Origin of the sequence: Mycetocola sp. 2940 (assembly GCF_040548835.1) — a bacterium.
Lineage (GTDB): Bacteria > Actinomycetota > Actinomycetes > Actinomycetales > Microbacteriaceae > Mycetocola_A.
The window spans coordinates 1-17,142 of the sequence record NZ_JBEPSK010000005.1 but is presented as its reverse complement, the minus strand read 5'-3'; the positions used below and the strand labels follow the sequence as shown (position 1 = coordinate 17,142).

Annotated in this window: 17 protein-coding genes and 1 rRNA gene; 11 read left to right on the top strand and 7 right to left on the bottom strand. The window is 68.6% G+C overall.

Annotated elements, in window-relative coordinates:
- Positions 1–59 precede the first annotated feature (59 nt).
- The gene (locus tag ABIE24_RS09140) at positions 60–563 is read left to right on the top strand and encodes a hypothetical protein (protein ID WP_354498919.1); all 504 of its coding nucleotides are present in this window, start codon (positions 60–62) and stop codon (positions 561–563) included.
- A gap of 8 nt (positions 564–571) precedes the next feature.
- On the opposite strand, the gene ABIE24_RS09135 is transcribed toward ABIE24_RS09140, so the two are convergent.
- The gene (locus ABIE24_RS09135) at positions 572–1,192 is read right to left on the bottom strand and encodes a TetR/AcrR family transcriptional regulator C-terminal domain-containing protein (protein WP_354498917.1); all 621 of its coding nucleotides are present in this window, start codon (positions 1,190–1,192) and stop codon (positions 572–574) included.
- A gap of 69 nt (positions 1,193–1,261) precedes the next feature.
- Here ABIE24_RS09135 and ABIE24_RS09130 point away from each other — a divergent pair, with 69 nt between their 5' ends.
- The 7 genes from ABIE24_RS09130 (at position 1,262) to ABIE24_RS09100 (ending at position 6,426) form a co-directional block, all read left to right on the top strand.
- On the top strand, positions 1,262–1,888 hold the full coding sequence (locus ABIE24_RS09130) for a biotin transporter BioY (protein WP_354498915.1): 627 nt from the start codon (positions 1,262–1,264) through the stop codon (positions 1,886–1,888).
- A gap of 40 nt (positions 1,889–1,928) precedes the next feature.
- Positions 1,929–2,615, top strand: a complete 687-nt coding sequence (locus ABIE24_RS09125) for an energy-coupling factor ABC transporter ATP-binding protein (RefSeq protein WP_354498913.1) — start codon at positions 1,929–1,931, stop codon at positions 2,613–2,615.
- Positions 2,609–3,205 carry a CbiQ family ECF transporter T component gene (locus ABIE24_RS09120; RefSeq protein ID WP_354498911.1) on the top strand — a complete coding sequence of 199 codons (597 nt, stop codon included), beginning with the start codon at positions 2,609–2,611 and terminating at the stop codon, positions 3,203–3,205. The genes ABIE24_RS09125 and ABIE24_RS09120 overlap by 7 nt, the downstream gene beginning before the upstream one ends.
- Positions 3,202–3,525: a CHY zinc finger protein gene (locus tag ABIE24_RS09115; protein ID WP_354498909.1), complete on the top strand. Its 324-nt coding sequence runs from the start codon at positions 3,202–3,204 to the stop codon at positions 3,523–3,525. The genes ABIE24_RS09120 and ABIE24_RS09115 overlap by 4 nt, the downstream gene beginning before the upstream one ends.
- A gap of 273 nt (positions 3,526–3,798) precedes the next feature.
- On the top strand, positions 3,799–5,283 hold the full coding sequence (locus ABIE24_RS09110; protein WP_354498907.1) for a DEAD/DEAH box helicase: 1,485 nt from the start codon (positions 3,799–3,801) through the stop codon (positions 5,281–5,283).
- Between the two features lie 103 nt (positions 5,284–5,386).
- Complete coding sequence (locus tag ABIE24_RS09105) at positions 5,387–5,848, top strand: DUF3052 domain-containing protein (protein ID WP_354498905.1); 462 nt, start codon at positions 5,387–5,389, stop codon at positions 5,846–5,848.
- Positions 5,849–5,910: 62 nt separating this feature from the next.
- Complete coding sequence (locus ABIE24_RS09100; RefSeq protein ID WP_354498903.1) at positions 5,911–6,426, top strand: GNAT family N-acetyltransferase; 516 nt, start codon at positions 5,911–5,913, stop codon at positions 6,424–6,426.
- 115 nt (positions 6,427–6,541) lie between these two features.
- Here the strand turns inward: ABIE24_RS09100 and ABIE24_RS09095 are convergent, their stop codons facing one another.
- Positions 6,542–7,111 (bottom strand): NUDIX hydrolase family protein, encoded by a 570-nt coding sequence (locus tag ABIE24_RS09095; protein WP_354498902.1) that lies wholly within the window; start codon positions 7,109–7,111, stop codon positions 6,542–6,544.
- 100 nt (positions 7,112–7,211) lie between these two features.
- Here ABIE24_RS09095 and ABIE24_RS09090 point away from each other — a divergent pair, with 100 nt between their 5' ends.
- The 3 genes from ABIE24_RS09090 to ABIE24_RS09080 all read left to right on the top strand — a co-directional run bounded on the left by ABIE24_RS09090 (position 7,212) and on the right by ABIE24_RS09080 (position 13,293).
- Positions 7,212–7,847, top strand: a complete 636-nt coding sequence (locus ABIE24_RS09090) for an alpha/beta hydrolase (RefSeq protein WP_354498900.1) — start codon at positions 7,212–7,214, stop codon at positions 7,845–7,847.
- A gap of 63 nt (positions 7,848–7,910) precedes the next feature.
- Positions 7,911–12,524 carry an ATP-dependent helicase gene (locus ABIE24_RS09085; protein WP_354498898.1) on the top strand — a complete coding sequence of 1,538 codons (4,614 nt, stop codon included), beginning with the start codon at positions 7,911–7,913 and terminating at the stop codon, positions 12,522–12,524.
- Complete coding sequence (locus ABIE24_RS09080; protein ID WP_354498896.1) at positions 12,517–13,293, top strand: DNA-formamidopyrimidine glycosylase family protein; 777 nt, start codon at positions 12,517–12,519, stop codon at positions 13,291–13,293. Before ABIE24_RS09085 ends, ABIE24_RS09080 begins: the two co-directional genes overlap by 8 nt.
- 4 nt (positions 13,294–13,297) lie before the next feature.
- Here ABIE24_RS09080 and ABIE24_RS09075 read toward each other — a convergent pair whose 3' ends face one another.
- The 5 genes from ABIE24_RS09075 to rrf form a co-directional block, all read right to left on the bottom strand.
- Complete coding sequence (locus tag ABIE24_RS09075) at positions 13,298–13,795, bottom strand: FBP domain-containing protein (protein ID WP_354498894.1); 498 nt, start codon at positions 13,793–13,795, stop codon at positions 13,298–13,300.
- Positions 13,796–13,858: 63 nt separating this feature from the next.
- The gene (locus ABIE24_RS09070; protein ID WP_354498892.1) at positions 13,859–15,238 is read right to left on the bottom strand and encodes an NAD(P)(+) transhydrogenase (Re/Si-specific) subunit beta; all 1,380 of its coding nucleotides are present in this window, start codon (positions 15,236–15,238) and stop codon (positions 13,859–13,861) included.
- Complete coding sequence (locus tag ABIE24_RS09065; RefSeq protein WP_354498890.1) at positions 15,235–15,543, bottom strand: NAD(P) transhydrogenase subunit alpha part 2; 309 nt, start codon at positions 15,541–15,543, stop codon at positions 15,235–15,237. The genes ABIE24_RS09070 and ABIE24_RS09065 overlap by 4 nt, the downstream gene beginning before the upstream one ends.
- Complete coding sequence (locus ABIE24_RS09060; protein ID WP_354498888.1) at positions 15,543–16,691, bottom strand: NAD(P) transhydrogenase subunit alpha; 1,149 nt, start codon at positions 16,689–16,691, stop codon at positions 15,543–15,545. The genes ABIE24_RS09065 and ABIE24_RS09060 overlap by 1 nt, the downstream gene beginning before the upstream one ends.
- Positions 16,692–16,793: 102 nt before the next feature.
- Positions 16,794–16,910, bottom strand: a 5S ribosomal RNA gene (gene rrf, locus ABIE24_RS09055).
- Positions 16,911–17,142 lie beyond the last annotated feature (232 nt).

The following is a 17,142-nucleotide window of genomic DNA, read 5'->3' as shown; positions in this document are numbered from 1 at the left end:
TGGGGGCAAATTCCCGCAGTTCGCACCGCCGAGCCGAACGGACAGGTGAGACTGGGCAGATGCGAGTCCAACTCAAGATGATCCTCGACTGCGATCCGTTCGACGCCTGGCGCGCGGTCCGTTCCCCGGCTGTGCTCCGTGAGCTCTACTCCCCGCTGCTCGAACTCGACCCGGGCGGACCGGTCCCCACCCTCTGGGAACCGGGCAGCATGGATGTCGCCATTCGCGGCGCCGGCGTCCTCCCGGTCGGGCGCCAGCGGATCGACATCGATTTCGACCTGACCCGGATGCCGGGGGTGCGGATCCTCGTCGACTCCGGTCGGCCGCTCAGCGGCCCGTTGAGCCTGCTCGAGGGCTGGCGGCACCAGATGGCCATCGCTCCGGCACCGGGCGACCCGACGAGGACGCTCTACCGTGACCGTCTCGACTTCGGCGGGCCCGCCGCCGTGCCGCTCTGGATGCCGCTGTGGACGATGTGGCAGTGGCGTGGCATCCGCATGAAGGAGATGGCGCCGAACTGGGCCTACGAGCCGGTGCAGCCGGACAAAGACGAGGCTGCCTGACGGCGCGCTCAGCCTGCGATGGAGCGCGCCCGCAACCCGGCGGTGAGCAGGTCGATGCCGAACGCAAACGCTGCGCGCTGCTCCCCGGCCTCATCGAGGGCAACAGGCCGGGCGCCGTCGGCGAGGACGCCCAGGCTGTCGTACTGCAGCCGTTGCTGCTCATGGGAGACGTGCCCGAGGATGAAGTGCAGCATCGCCGCGGCGGCGCGGCGCGTGGTGTCCTCGTCGAAACCGCCACGGCCGATTGCGGCGACCAGGCGCTCGAGGGCCGAGGACGACCCGATCCTCAGCACGTACGTGCTTGACACCACTTCGGCGCCGTCCCGGTACGCGAGCATGGCGTCCCGGAGACCGGCGGCCTCAGCCGCCACCCTCTCGACCCAGTCCGATCCGGCGGGAGAATCAGCCCGGCGGCCGTCGACGATTCGTTCGGCCAACTCGGCGAGCAAGGACTGCTTGTTCGGGAAGTGCCAGTAGAGCGCGCTGGCCTGGACGTTCAACGCGGCGGCGAGGCGGCGCATGGTCAGGTCGGGCAGGCCATACTCATCGAGGATGCCCAACGCCGCGCGCGCGACATCGTCGCGCGTCAGCCGAGGGCCCCGCGCGACGAAGTTTTCTGGTCCGGCCATGGGACCAGTATAGTGAACGCTGTTCAAGTGAACAGTGTTCAGTACTTCCGCCGGACCGTGGAGCAGCTCATGACATCTCGACTCACCCCCTCCGATATCGCGCGCGTCGCGGTCTTCGCCGCCATCATCGCCGTTCTCGGTCTTCCGGGGGGCCTCACGCTCTTCGGCGCTGTGCCGATCACCGCACAGACCCTTGGCGTCATGCTCGCCGGCGCCATCCTCGGCCCCTGGCGAGGCGCGCTGTCCGTCCTCGTTCTGCTTGCGCTCGTCGCCCTTGGCTTGCCGCTCCTCGCCGGTGGAAAGGGAGGCGCCGCGGTGTTCGTCGGACCGACGGCCGGCTATCTCGTGGGCTGGGTGCTCGGCGCGTTCGTCATCGGGGCGATCGTGCACGCCGGCAAACGCATCACCGCGTGGCGCACCATCGTCGGGCTGATCACCGGTGGCATCGTCGCGATCTACCTGATCGGCATCCCCGTCTCCGCCGCTGTGACCCGGCTGCCCCTGCTCGAGACGGCTGTCCTGAGCCTCGGCTTCCTGCCCGGCGACCTTCTCAAAGTCGGCATTGCCACTGCTGTTGTGCTGACCCTCTCCCGGGCATACCCGCGGGCGTTCCAGGGCGCTCGCCCGTCACGGACCGGGTCGGAGAAGACACCGGTCACGTCCGCGGCCGAGTCCGCGCCGGCTGGCCGCCCGTGACCGTGATCGCCGTCGAGCTCGAGCAGGTCGGGGTGCCCAGGTGAGCGCCATCGAGTTGCGCGACGCGAGCGTTCGCCTCGGCGACCAGCTCGCGCTGGAGGCGGTCCGGGTCGATCTTGACGCGCGGCGGATCGCGGTGATCGGCTCGAACGGGTCAGGTAAGTCGACCTTCGCCCGCCTGGTCGGGGGGCTCGTCGGTGCCAGTTCCGGGTCGGTGCGGGTCGAAGGCCTCGACCCGATCAAACAGGCATCGGCCCTGCGCCGCCGCGTGGGCTTCGTCTTCAGCAACCCGGACGCGCAGATTCTCATGCCGACCGTTGCCGAAGACGCCGCGTTCTCCCTCCGCGCCGAGCGGCTGCCGCGAGCCGAGGTCGCCGACCGCGTCCGGTCGGCGCTGCTCGACGTCGGGCTCGGCGCACTCGCAGACCGCTCGGCGCACGAACTCTCCGGCGGCCAGAAACAGTTGCTCGCCCTGTGCGGCGCACTCATCCGGCGCCCGTCGCTCCTGATCGCCGACGAACCGACGGCGTTTCTCGATGCCCGGAACAGCCGCATGATCGCCGACCGGCTGTTCGCGGATGCCGATCGCCGGCTTCTCCTCGTCACGCACGACCTCGCCCTCGCCGCACGCTGCGATGTCGCTCTGCTCTTCATCGACGGAAGGCTCGACGAGGTGGGCGACCCTCTGCAGGTCATCGACCGATACGAGGCGAGCCTGTCATGTTGACGCTGTACCGGCCGGGCACCAGTGTGTTGCACCGGGCGCCGGCAGGACCGAAGAGCCTCGTCCTGCTCCTGGTCGTCTGCGCCGTCTCCCTGTTGCCGTCGACCTTGTGGGCTGCGGGGGCGGTGACGGTCGTCACCGGAGCCGCGTACCTGGTGGCCGGTTTCGGCCTGGCCGACCTCGGCAGGCAGGTCGTCGCCCTGCGCTGGCTCATCCTCATCACCATGTCCGGCCAGTTGCTGTTCCTGGGGCCGGAGCCCGCGATCGCCAATACCTTCCGGGTGCTCGCCACCATCCTGCTCGCTGCCCTCCTGTCCCGGACGACGCGCCTGTCAGACCTTCTCGACGCGCTCGAACGCGGCTTGCGCCCGCTCGCCCGGCTCGGCGTCGATTCCGAGCGGGTCGCCCTCATCCTGACCGTGGCGATGGCGACGGTCCCGGTGCTCGGGCGCCTCGCCGGCGGCGTCCGGGAGGCGCAGCGAGCCAGGGGCGCACCGGCGAACCTGGCCGTGTTCGTCGTGCCGTTCCTCGTCGTCGCGCTCAAGCACGCGGACGAGCTCGGCGACGCCCTCAGCGCCCGAGGCGTCCAGTGACCGGGATTCCGGTCCTGGGCAGGGTCGTCGACGACGAGACCCGCTGCGTTCACTACTCGACCCCCGAAGACGTGATCGCCATCCGGTTCCGGTGCTGCGGCGACTACTACCCGTGCCACCTGTGCCATGAGGAGACCGCGGGCCACCCCGCCGAGCAATGGCCGCTGGACGAGCGCGAGCGCCTCGCGGTGCTGTGCGGCGTCTGCCGAAACGAGTTGAGCATCGCCTCCTATCTGACGGTGTCGGCCTGTCCGAGCTGCAACTCGACCTTCAACCCGGGCTGCCGCCTCCACACGCACCTCTACTTCACGACGTCGTGAGCCCCGCGGCCGGCGTGCGCGGACCGCTCAGGGGCCGCTGTCAGACAGCACACGGCTCGATCCGCTAAGGTGAAGGTACTTGCGGGCCCATCATTGTGCCCCTTGCGTCGTAGAACGCTTCCTCTCTCCCCGCCGGATTCGCATGAATCCCGGGTCGATGACTCTTCATACGGCGAACGATTGTGGCTCTCGCCACCTTCGCCACTGCTCCCGCTCCAGCGATTTCGCCTGTCGAGATCCGTACGGGACGCTGATGCTGTGAAAGGCACCACCTTGTCAGAAACTGTCCCCGAAACCACCTTCGCCGAACTCGGCGTCCCCGCAGCGCTCGTCGCGGCTCTCGCCGCCGACGGCAAGACCCTCGCCTTCCCGATCCAGGTCGACACCCTCCCGGACACCCTCGGTGGCCGCGACGTGCTCGGCCGCGGAAAGACCGGCTCGGGCAAGACGCTCGCGTTCAGCATCCCGATGGCGGCACGCCTGGGCGGCAAGCTCGCCGGCGGCAAGCGACGCCCGGGCCGTCCGCTCGGCCTCGTCCTCGCCCCGACCCGTGAGCTCGCCACCCAGATCTCGGCCGTGCTCACCCCGCTCGCCGCGGCATACGGGCTCAACACGACCACCATCTTCGGCGGCGTGAACCAGACCCGCCAGGTCACCGCTCTGAAGGCCGGCGTCGACATCGTCGTGGCCTGCCCCGGCCGACTCGAAGACCTCATGAAGCAGGGCTTCGTCAACCTCGACGCCGTCGAGATCACCGTGCTCGACGAGGCCGACCACATGGCTGACCTCGGCTTCCTGCCCGTCGTCACCCGCATCCTCGACAAGACGCCGTCCAACGGACAGCGCCTGCTCTTCTCGGCTACGCTCGACAACGGTGTGGACAAGCTCGTCCGCAAGTTCCTGCACAACGAGGTCCTCCACTCCGTCGACGAGGCCACCAGCCACGTCTCCGCCATGACCCACCACGTGTTCGAGGTCAACGGCCCCGACACCAAGAAGGACCTCATCGAGGCCCTCGCGTCCGGGACCGGCCGTCGCATCCTCTTCATGCGCACCAAGCACCACGCGAAGAAGCTCGCCAAGCAGCTCACCGACTCGGGCATCCCCTCCGTCGACCTGCACGGCAACCTCTCGCAGCCGCAGCGTGACCGCAACCTCGCCGCGTTCAGCGACGGCAGCGCCCGCGTTCTCGTCGCGACGGATGTCGCGGCGCGCGGCGTTCACGTCGATGACGTCGAACTCGTCATCCACGTCGACCCGCCCATGGAGCACAAGGCGTACCTGCACCGCTCCGGCCGCACCGCCCGTGCCGGCAGCGCCGGTGACGTCGTCACGATCTGCCTGCCGACCCAGAAGAAGGACCTCGCGCAGCTGCTGAAGAAGGCGGCCATCACGGTCACCCCGGTTCCGGTCACCGCCAAGTCCGCCGAAGTCACCGCCCTCGTCGGTGAGGTCGCCGCGTACGTCAAGCCGGTCCCCCGCGTCGTCCAGGCGCAGGGTGGCGGACGGTCCCAGGGCGCCAACGCCCAGCGCAAGCGCTCGGTCCGCGAAGGCGGACAGGGTGGCGGACGCTCACGCTCCGGTTCCGGCTCGCGCGACTACTCCACCTCCACGGCAGGCAGCTCCGCTCGCCGCCACGAAGGCGCAGCGGCTCGTCCGGCCCAGGCACGCCCCGAGCGTTCCGCTCGCCCCGCAACCTCCGGCGGCGCAGCAACCGGCGGACCGCGCACCAACCGCCGGGTCTCCAGCGGCCGCTAAGCCACACCACTCCGGAAGCCATCGCCGCCGGTCGTCGCATCCCGAATGCCACGACCGCGGGGGTGGCTTCCTTGCGTTCACCGGAGCGCGTTATCGTCGGCTCATGGCCGGATACTCGCCCTCGTCCCAGTCCCGCAAGCTGGGCCTCAAACCTGGGCTCCTCCTCGTCCTCGACTCCGCGCCGCCCGACTGGCGGTTCGACGATCTCCCCCACGGCGTCACGGTTGTCACGGATGCCGTGGTCACGGATGCCATGGTTACGGATGCCGCGGTGACGGATGCCGCGAGCGCCGACATCGTGCTGTCCTTCGTGACCGAGGCGGCCGGCATCCGAAACACGATCGAGGCCCACGGCGAGCGCATCTTCCCGGCAGGTGCCCTCTGGGTCGCCTGGCCCCGGAAGGCGGCCGGGCACGTGAGCGACGTCGACGAGAATCTCATCCGGGACACCGCGATCACGCTCGGGCTCGTCGATGTCAAGGTGGCAGCTCTCACCGACGACTGGTCAGGGCTGAAACTCGTCTGGCGGGTCGAGAACCGCACCCGCCCACGTCCCCTCTCCTGATTTTGTCAACGGGGGTTTCGGCCGATTTCACGCCCCGCCGCACAGCGGGGTATGGTCACGGTATGGACACCGACGTTGCAGTTCCCACCGTTTCAGACATCATTGTCCGCCCTGTGCGCGACGTCGACGCCGAGTCACTCGGGCGCGTTCATGCGAAGTGCTGGCACGAGAGCTACGACGAGCTCATCAGCAAGGCCACGCTCGAAAACCTGTCCCCGCGGCGCATCGCCGAGCTGTGGACGCACTGGATGAACCAGGGATCCGCGTACCGGCAGTTCGTCGCCGTCCGCAATGGTGACATCATCGGATTCGTCGGCTCGGGACCGGCCCGCGAAGTCGATGCGCCCCGCGACCGGGAGCTGTACTTCATCTACATGCTCGCCGAGTTCCAGAGAACAGGAACCGGCCAGCGGCTCTTCGATGCGGCGATCGGAGATGAGCCCGCCTACCTCTGGGTTCCGACGGGGAACATCCACGCACGCCACTTCTACGAGAAGAACGGTTTCGTCGCCGACGGCGCCGAGCACACCGAGCCGTTCCTCGGCGAAGAGATCCAGGAAGTCCGGTACGTCCGCTAGTCCCTGCTCCGTCACAAACGGCTGAAGCACCCTCGCTTGGTCACCAACGGCTGAAGTCCGGCCCAGAACCCAGCCCTTTCCGACCGAGCACGCACACCCCGAGACAGAACGCCGCCTACGACAACCGGCCCACGGATGCGAGCGCCAGCCGCACGAGCGTGCCGCGACCGCCTTCCATCTCGGCGCTGACGGCATCCGACTGGGCTTCTTCCGGGGCCATCCAGGTCAGCTCGAGGGCGTCCTGACGCGGATCACAGGTGCCGGTCACCGGAACGACATAGGCGAGCGACACGGCATGCTGCCGGTCGTCCGTGTAGGCCGAGATTCCCGGCATCGGAAAGTATTCGGCCACGTGGAACGGGGTCGGCGACGCCGGAAGCAGCGGGAACGCCATCGGCCCGAGGTCCTTCTCCAGGTGACGGAACAGGGCGTCGCGGAGCGTCTCGCCGTACATCACCCGGCCAGAGACGAGCGTGCGGGTCATCTGCCCCGTCGCGGTCGCCCGCAGCAGGATGCCCACCTCGGTGACGATGCCGAGGCCGTCGACCCGAACCGGGATCGCCTCCACGTAGAGCAGGGGAAGGCGTCGTCGCACTTCCTCCAGTTCGATGTCGCTCAGCCAGCCGGGAGTCGGGCTCGACGAGGGGTCCTGCGGCTGGTCAGGATCTGGGGTGCGAACGCTCATGCTCCATTCTTACCCGCTTACCTGAACCGCGGGCGGCAGACACCCGGTCCGGCGTGGGTAGGCTTGTTTCCTGCCCGAAACTTTGGAGAACTTCGAACCCATGTACACGATCGACGACGATGCCGTCCTGTGGTCAGCGGCGGGCGAAGACCGGGAGGATCGTTCGCTCCTGCTCGTGCTCCACGGCTACGGCTCGAACGAAGCCGACCTGTTCTCGCTCGCGCCGTTCCTGCCCCTCGAACCCGTCATCGCCTCGCTTCGCGCCCCGCTCGTCGCCCCGTTCCCGATCGACGGCTGGTCCTGGTACCCGGTCGACCAGCCAGGCCAGCCGGAACGGGCCGGCCTGGTGGCATCCACGGCAGCGGTGCTCGACTGGCTCGACGCACTTCGGTACACCCCCGAGTCGATCGGGTTGCTCGGGTTCTCGCAGGGCGGCGCGATGGCGATCGAGTTGCTGCGCGCCGCGCCGCAACGGTTCGCCTTCGCGGTCAACCTGTCCGGCTATGCCGCGGGCGGGTCGGAGCCCGGTGATGCGGCGCTGGCCGAACGGCGTCCGCCGGTGTTCTGGGGCCGGGGAACCCTCGACGACGTCATCCCGGCGGAAACCGTCGCGCACACGACCGAGTGGCTCCCCGCTCACACCAGCCTGGTCGGACGCATCTACGAGGGCCTTCCCCATGCGATCTCCCAACAGGAACTGGCCGACGTCCGCGGCTTCATCGAACGCCAGCTCTGACCCCGGCGCGCAACCCCTTCTCTCCACGAGACCGATGTCAGTGGTGTCAGGCAGGATGGGAGCGTGAGCAACGTGCTTGAGCGATTCTCCCCCGCGACCCGCGACTGGTTCAGCGGAGCGTTCGCCGCGCCCACCGACGCCCAGATCGGGGCGTGGGATGCCATCTCCCGCGGCTCACACGCGCTCGTCGTCGCCCCGACCGGGTCGGGCAAGACCCTCTCGGCGTTCCTCTGGTCCATCGACAGGCTCATGTCCCAGCCGCGCACCGAGGACGCCGGCACCCGGGTGCTGTACATCTCGCCGCTCAAGGCGCTCGGCGTCGACGTCGAACGGAACCTCCGGGCACCACTCATCGGCATCACTCAGACCGCCATCCGGCTGGGAACAACCGCCCCGAACGTCACCGTCGGGGTCCGCTCGGGCGACACCCCCGCCGCGGACCGGCGCACCCTGGCGAAGAACCCGCCGGACATCCTCATCACCACCCCCGAGTCCCTGTTCCTCATGCTGACCTCGGCGGCCCGCGAGACGCTGCGCTCGGTCGAGACGGTGATCATCGATGAAGTGCACGCCGTCGCGGCGACCAAGCGTGGCGCCCACCTGGCGCTGTCGCTCGAACGGCTCGACGCGCTGCTCGACAAACCGGCCCAGCGCATCGGCCTCTCAGCGACGGTGCGGCCCCGCGAAGAGGTCGCCCGGTTCCTCGGCGGCACGGCCCCGGTCGAGATCGTCGCGCCTCCCGCCTCCAAACGCTTCGACCTCCGCGTGATCGTGCCGGTCGACGACATGACGAACCTCGCCGCTGCGGCCCAGCCGAGGGAGGGTTCAGCCGCCGGAGCCATCCTCGAAGAAGGCGAACGCGCCGGGTCGATCTGGCCGCACGTCGAAGAGGCGATCGTCGACCGCATCCTTGACCACCGCTCCACGATCGTGTTCAGCAACTCCAGGCGCCTCGCCGAACGGCTCACCGCCCGGTTCAACGAGATCTACGACGAACGCACAGCCGCCGCGGATCTCGTCGGCGCCGTCGCCGAGTCGGGCGCCCGGCCGCCCGCCGCCCTGCTGGGAGCGAGCGGGCAGACCGCCGCCCGCGACGCCAACGCACCACAGCTGGCCCGAGCGCACCACGGCTCGGTGTCGAAGGAGCAGCGGGCGTTCATCGAAGACGACCTCAAGTCCGGGCGGCTGCGCTGTGTCGTCGCGACGTCGAGCCTCGAGCTGGGCATCGACATGGGCGAGGTCGACCTCGTCGTGCAGGTGGAGTCCCCTCCCTCCGTCGCCAGCGGGCTCCAGCGGGTCGGCCGGGCCGGGCACCAGGTGGGTGAGATTTCCCGTGGGGTGCTGTTTCCGAAACACCGGGCCGACCTCGTCAACTCCGCCGTGGCATCCGAACGCATGGTCTCCGGTCAGATCGAGTCCCTCGCCGTGCCGTCGAACCCGCTCGACATCCTCGCCCAGCAGACCGTCGCCGCGACCGCCCTTGAACCGATCGACGTCGAGGTGTGGTTCGAGCAGGTGAAACGCAGCGCACCGTTCACCCGCCTGCCCCGCTCCGCGTTCGAGGCGACCCTCGACCTCCTCGCCGGCCGGTACCCCAGTGACGAGTTCGCCGAACTGCGCCCCCGCATCGTCTGGGATCGCGACGCCGGCACTCTCACTGGCCGCCCCGGTGCGCAACGCCTCGCGGTGACGAGCGGCGGCACGATCCCCGACCGCGGCCTCTTCGCCGTCTACATGGTGTCTGGCACCGCGGAGGGGGCAGGCTCCCGCGTCGGCGAACTCGACGAGGAGATGGTGTACGAATCCCGGGTCGGCGACGTGTTCGCGCTCGGCGCCACGAGCTGGAAGATCCAGGAGATCACCCACGACCGTGTCCTCGTCACCCCCGCCTACGGCCAGCCCGGGCGCCTGCCGTTCTGGAAGGGCGACGGACTCGGCCGTCCCGCAGAGCTCGGCGAGGCGGTCGGTGCGTTCATGCGCGACATCGACGCGGCCAGCGAAACGGATGCCGCCGAGCGGCTCACCGGGGCGGGTCTCGATTCGCGGGCGGCCACCAACCTCGTCGCCTACCTGACCGAGCAGCGCACGGCGACCGGCCACATCCCGAGCGACAAGACGCTCGTCGTCGAGCGCTCCCGCGACGAGCTCGGCGACTGGCGGGTGATACTCCACTCCCCGTACGGCATGCAGGTGCACGCGCCGTGGGCGCTGGCGGTCGGCGCACGGGTGCAGGAACGGTTCGGCATCGACGGCGCCTCGATCGCCAGCGACGACGGCATCATCGTGCGTATCCCCGACACCGAGGTCGAACCGCCCGGCGCCGAACTGTTCGTCTTCGACGCCGACGAACTCGAAGCCGTCGTGACCGAGCAGGTCGGAGGCTCCGCGCTGTTCGCGTCCCGCTTCCGCGAGTGCGCCGCGCGGGCTCTGCTCCTGCCCAACTACTCCCCCGGCAAACGCGCGCCGCTGTGGCAGCAACGGCAGCGGTCGGCCCAGCTCCTCGATGTGGCCCGCAAGTACCCGGCGTTCCCGATCATCCTCGAAACCGTGCGCGAGTGCCTGCAGGATGCCTACGACCTGCCCGCCCTCCTCGGCATCGCGAAGAAGCTGGCGAGCCGCGGGATCCGGATCGTGGAGACCACGACCGACACACCGTCGCCGTTCGCGAAGTCGCTCCTGTTCGGCTACGTCGGCGCGTTCATGTACGAGGGCGACAGCCCGATCGCCGAGCGCAAGGCGGCCGCCCTGACCATCGACTCGGCCTTGCTCGCCGAGCTGCTCGGCCAGGTGGAGCTGCGCGAACTGCTCGACCCGGGCGTCATCGCCCAGACCGAAAGCGAACTGCAGCGGCTCGCCGAGTCCCGCAAGGCCAAAGGCGTCGAAGGCGTCGCCGACCTGCTCCGGATGCTCGGGCCGCTCACCCTCGACGAAGTGGCCGCGCGGCTGGAATCGGACCATGCGCTCGAGGATGCCACGGTGCACCTGGCCGAGCTGGCCCGCGCCAAACGTGTCATCGGGGTCAGCTTCGCCGGCACCGCTTGGTGGGCGGCCATCGAGGACTCCGCCCGCCTCCGCGACGCCCTTGGCGTGCCGCTGCCGATCGGGGTCCCCGACGCGTTCATCGAACCCGTCGCCGACCCCGTCGGCGACCTGATCGCCCGGTACGCCCGCACGCACGGACCGTTCACCACCCAGGAGGTCGCCGACCGCTTCGGCCTCGGCAGCGCGGTCGCCCAGCACACCCTTGTCCGCCTGGCCGACTCCCGCCGGGTGATGCGCGGGGAGTTCCTCGCAACGGGGCGCGAGTCGATCGGCGACAACACCGAATGGTGCGACTCCGAGGTACTTCGCCGGCTCCGGGTGCGTTCCCTCGCCGCGCTGCGGCATGAGGTCGAGCCCGTCGAACAGCAGGCTTTCGCGCGATTCCTGCCGGCCTGGCAGAACGTGGGCGGCCGCCTGCGCGGCGTCGACGGGGTGGCATCCGTCATCGACCAGCTCGCCGGTGTGAACATTCCCGCATCGGCGTGGGAGTCGCTGATCCTGCCCCAGCGGGTGATCGATTACTCCCCCGCCATGCTCGACGAGCTCACCGCAACCGGCGAAGTCCTCTGGTCGGGAGCGGGTTCGCTGCCGGGCAACGACGGTTGGGTCGCGCTCCATCTCGCTGAGACCGCGCACCTCACCCTCCCCCTCGTGCCCGAGCACCAGCCGGACGCCCTCCAGCGCGAGGTCCTGCTCGCGCTCGGCGGCGGAGGCGCGTTCTTCTTCCCCCAGCTCGCTGAGGCGACCGGCGCGGCCGACGATAAGACCCTCGTCGCGGCGCTCTGGGAACTGGTCTGGGCCGGCCTGATCACCAACGACACGCTCGCTCCGCTGCGCACCCTCACCGGCCACGGCGGCGGGGCTCATCGCACCCAGCGCGCGGTCCCCCGGTCCCGGATGTACCGCGGTCGCCCGCTCAGCCGGCCGAGCATGTCGACACGCGTGGCTCCGACCCTCGGCGGGCGCTGGTCGATCCTCCCCCTCGCCGAGCAGGACCCTACGGTCCGCACGGCCGCGACCGCCGAAACCCTCCTCGAACGCTACGGCGTCGTCACCCGCGGCTCGGTGATGAGCGAAGGTGTGCCCGGCGGGTTCGCCCTGACCTACCGCGTGCTCTCGACCTTCGAAGACACCGGCCGGGCGCGACGGGGCTACTTCATCGACGGCCTCGGCGCCGCCCAGTTCGCGACGGCAGGCACGGTGGACCGGTTGCGGTCCTTCGCCCGCACCGACGCGAACGACGTTCCGGATGCCGCCGACCGCGACGTCGTGACCCTCGCGGCCACCGACCCCGCCAACCCCTATGGGGCCGCCCTGGCCTGGCCGACCGTCGACAGTCCCGAGACGAAACACCGGCCGGGGCGCAAGGCGGGGAGCCTCGTCACTCTCGTCGACGGTTTCCTCACCCTCTACGTCGAGCGGGGAGGAAAAACCCTCCTCACGTTCACCGACGACGAATCCGTGCTCACCGTCGCCGCGGCATCCGTCGCCGACCTGGTCCGCCGCGGCCGGATCGACAAGCTCGCCATCGAAAAGGTGAACGGCGCGTTCGTGCTCGGCACACCGGCCGGCGCTGCGCTCCGGGAGGCGGGATTCACCGAGACACCACGGGGGCTGAGGATGCGGCATGCCTGAGGGCGACACCGTCTACCGGGCGGCCCGCCACCTCAACGACGTCCTGCAGGGAGCGACCGTGACGACCTGGGACCTCCGGGTTCCGGCCTTCGCGACGAGCGACCTCACCGGCGAACGGATCGAGGGGGTCGTGAGCCGGGGCAAGCACCTGCTGCACCGGGTCGGCGACTACAGCCTGCACAGCCACCTCAAAATGGAGGGCACCTGGCATCTCTACCGGCCGGGGTCGCCGTGGAAGCGGCCGGCATTCCAGGCTCGCGCCCTGGTCGGTTCCACCGACTGGCTCAGCGTCGGCTTCGAACTCGGAGTCGTCGAGCTGATCGCCCGCAGCGACGAGCACACCGTCGTTGGCCACCTCGGTCCTGACCTCCTCGGCGACGACTGGGATGCGGCCGAGGCGATCGCCCGGCTCGAGCGTGCCCCTGAGCGGCCCGTCGCCGTGGCGCTCCTCGACCAGCGCAACCTGGCGGGGCTCGGCAATGTGTACGCCAACGAGCTCTGCTTCCTGCGCGGGGTCCTGCCGACGCATCCGATCGGCGATACGGACGCCGACGCCGTCGTGGCGCTCGCCCATCGCCTGATTCTCGCGAACCGCGACCGCGTGGAACGGACGACGACCGGTGACACCCGCCCGGGGCGACAGACCTGGGTCTATGGCCGCGGCGGCAAGCCGTGCCGTCGCTGCGGAACGCGGATCCGCTCAGGCTCTCTCGGCCCCGCCCAGACCCAGGAGCGGGTCACCTACTGGTGCCCCCGCTGCCAGACCTGAGTCCTCAGCGCGGTCGCTCGATGTCGGCGACGAAGCGGTCGACGCGTTCCAGAAGCCGTGCCCGGTTGGCGCGCATGACCGTGGACGGGTAGGGCTGGATCGGCACCGCGAGCGGCTGCAGGCGCACATGCGCGGAGCAGATGAGCTCAGCGCAGATGTACGTGCCGACGGTGCTCCCGTTCCGCCCGGCCTCTCCAGCCAGCGGCGCGGCGAACAGGGCGACGTCGTTCGCCGGCTGCGAAGTGTGGCAGAAGCTGCACAGGTGGATCTGCGTGCGGGATGCCAGCCGGTCGGCGCGACGCAGGACGATCCCCGCCGGTCCGTCCCCCCGCCAGTAGACGAGAAAATACCGCCCGGGACTCTTGGGGTCGCTCCAGCCGAAATAGTCGAGTTCGTCCCAGGGCGCGTAGCCCAGGCCTGACGGAACGAACAGCCGGGACGCCTCGTCCGGAGCACAGTTCACGAACGACCCCCGGATCTGGACTTCCGTCAGTTCTTCCATTCGGCCTCCCTCGTCGGCTCCCCAGCATAGGTTCCGACGCAGGAAGCTTCAATCCTTGGCCGGTTACGCCGTCGCCTTCACCGCGGTCAGGAGCTGGGACAGCGTCGCCTTGGCGTCGCCCAGGGCGATCGACACCTTCGGGTCGTAGAACAGTTCGTTTTCGATGCCGGCGAACCCGGGGTTGAGGCTGCGCTTGAGGAAGATGACCTGCTTGGCCTCGGAGACGTTGAGGATCGGCATCCCGTAGATCGGCGACCCCGGAGAGGATTTCGCCGCCGGGTTGACGACGTCGTTGGCGCCGATGACGAGTACGAGGTCGGTGGACTTGAACTGCCCGTTGACCACGTCCATCTCGACGAGCGATTCGTATGGCACGTTCGCCTCTGCGAGCAGCACGTTCATGTGGCCGGGCATCCGGCCGGCCACGGGGTGGATCCCGAAGACCACGTCCGCTCCCTTCGCGGTCAGGTACTCGGCGAGTTCCGCTGCCGCATGGTGGGCTTGCGCGACGGCGAGGCCGTAGCCGGGAACGATGACGATCCGGCTCGAGTATTCGAGGAGGATGGCGACGTCTTCTGCCGTGACGGTGCGGACCGGCCGGTCGATCGCTGCGGCATCCGACCCGCCCTTCCCTACCCGACGGAACGCGCCGAAGACGATGCCGGTCACGCTCCGGCCCATGGCCGTGGCCATCGACATGGTCAGGATGGTACCGCTTGCTCCGACGAGCGTTCCCGCGATGAGCAGGAGCACGTTGGAGAGCACGATACCGGAGCCGGCAACGGCAAGCCCGGTGAACGCGTTGAGCAGGGAAATGACGATGGGAACGTCGGCGCCACCGATGGGGAGCACGAAGAGCACGCCGATGATCAGGCCCAACGCCAGCAGTATCGCCGCGTACAGGAGGTTTCCGGTGGCAACCATCACGACGGCGGTCACGATCGAGGCGAGAGCGAGCAGCCCCAGCAGCACGCCGAGCCCCGGGAAGACGACGGCCCTTGACGTGATGATCCCCTGCAGTTTGCCGAAGGTGACGAACGATCCGGTCAGCGAGAGGCCGCCGATGAAGACCGTGAAAGCGATGACCGTGCCGGCCCACGCGTCGGGGCCGTGGGTGAACTCGACGACGGCGACGAGTGCGGCCGCTCCGCCGCCCACCCCGTTGAACGCCGCGACGAGTTGGGGCATCTGGGTCATCTGCACCCGGCGAGCCGCGGGCACGGCGATGGCCGTACCGACCAGCACGGCGAGGGCGATCCACAAACCGTTCTGGATGTCATGGCCGAGCACGTAGACGAGGATGGCGACCACGGCTCCCGCGGCGCCCAGCCGGTTGGCCCGCCGGGCCTTGCGCGGTGAGCTCAGGCCTTTGAGCGCGAGGATGAACAGGACGGCGGCGATGAGATAGCCGACGAGCACGACGGATTCGTCGAGAAGTTTCACTTCGAGCCTCCCTTCCGGGCAGCGCGACGCGGCTTGGCAGCGAACATCACGAGCATACGGTCGGTGACGACGAATCCGCCGACGATGTTGATGGTCGCGAGAAGGACCGCAACCAGAGAGAGGGTGAGCGAAAGCGGCTCGGTCGCCTGGCCGGCCACCATGATGGCGCCGAGCAGGATGATGCCGTGGATGGCGTTGGCCTCAGACATCAGCGGTGTGTGCAGCGTGCTCGACACCTTTGAGACCACCTCGAAGCCGAGGAAAATGGCCAGGACCGTGATGGTGACCAGCGCGAAGACGTCCATCAGCGCGCCACCTCCTCGGTGAGCAGTTCCGTGATGCGCGGGTGAACGATGGCGCCGTCGTGGGTGAGGCATGACCCGCTCACGATTTCGTCGGAGAAATCGGGAACCACGACGCCGTCCACAGTGAGAGCGGTGAGAAAGTTGGCGAAATTCATTGCCAGAAGTTTCGACGAGTCGACGGCGAGCTCCGAGTGGATGTCCTTGACACCGATGACCGTCACGTCTCCGGCCGACGCGGAGAACCGGGTCCGTTCGCCGGGCACAGACGCTTCGACGTTGCCTCCGGTCTCAGCGGCCAGGTCGACCACGACTGAGCCTGCCTTCATCCCGGCCATCATGGCCGAGGTGATGAGTCGTGGCGCCGGCCTGCCGGGCACGGCCGCCGTCGTGATGATGATGTCCGCGGCCTCCACGTAGGGCGTGAGCAGTTCGCGCTGTCGCTGCGCTCGCGCCTCGCCCAGTTCCCTGGCATAGCCCCCGCTCGCATCGGCGGCTTCAAGATCCAGCGAGATGAAGGTCCCCCCGACGGAGCGCACCTCTTCCGCCGACGACGAACGGACGTCATACGCACTGACGACTCCGCCGAGCCGTTTCGAAGTGGCAATCGCCTGCAGGCCGGCGACTCCGGCGCCGAGGACCAGGACGCGAGCAGGCGCCAGCGTGCCGGCGGCCGTCATGGTCATCGGGAAGATCCGATCGAATGCGTCGGCCGCGAGGAGCACGCATTTATAGCCCGCGATCAACGCCTGCGACGACAGCACGTCCATCGACTGCGCCCGCGAGATCCGGGGAAGGAAGTCCAGGGCGAATGACGTATGCCCTGCACTCGCCAAGGCCCGGAGAACGTCGATGTTGTTGAACGGGTCCACCGTGCCGACGGTGATCGTCCCGGCCGGGAGGGCTTGAACGTCTGACACCGACAGAGGACGGACGTGAAACAGGACATCGGCCGGCGATCGGTCCCCGTCGGCAACATGGGCCCCGGCCGAGCGATAGGAGGCGTCATCGATGCCGGCGAACCGGCCGGCACCCGCCTCCACCTGGATCTCGAGCCCTGCCGCCTTCAGCTTCCTGATGCTGTCGGGCGTCGCAGCGACGCGTTTTTCGCCTGCCGCAGGTTCAGCGCGGACGAGAACTGTGCTTGACACGGAACTCCTTCGTTCGTGGTGGCGAGCGGTGATTCCTTCGAGAGTAGCCGTTAACGCAGAAAAGCCACCCCGAAGGGTGGCTTTTCTGTTTTCTCAAGTTAAGTCCGGCGGTGTCCTACTCTCCCACAGGGTCCCCCCTGCAGTACCATCGGCGCAAAGAGTCTTAGCTTCCGGGTTCGGAATGTGACCGGGCGTTTCCCTCTTGCTATGGCCGCCGAAACAATTAGTGACATAAGTCAAAACTGAATCGAACAAACATAAGTCTGTTCGGTTCTCGACCGTACATCGAGAACCACATAGTGGACGCAAGCAGTTATTTCACGAAACTTCGATACAAAGTTCATGCTCCCACCTCGAGGGTGGGTTTGATTATCAAGTTATCGGCTTATTAGTACCGGTCAGCTCCGAGAGTCGTTAGTCCTCTCTTCCACATCCGGCCTATCAACCCAGT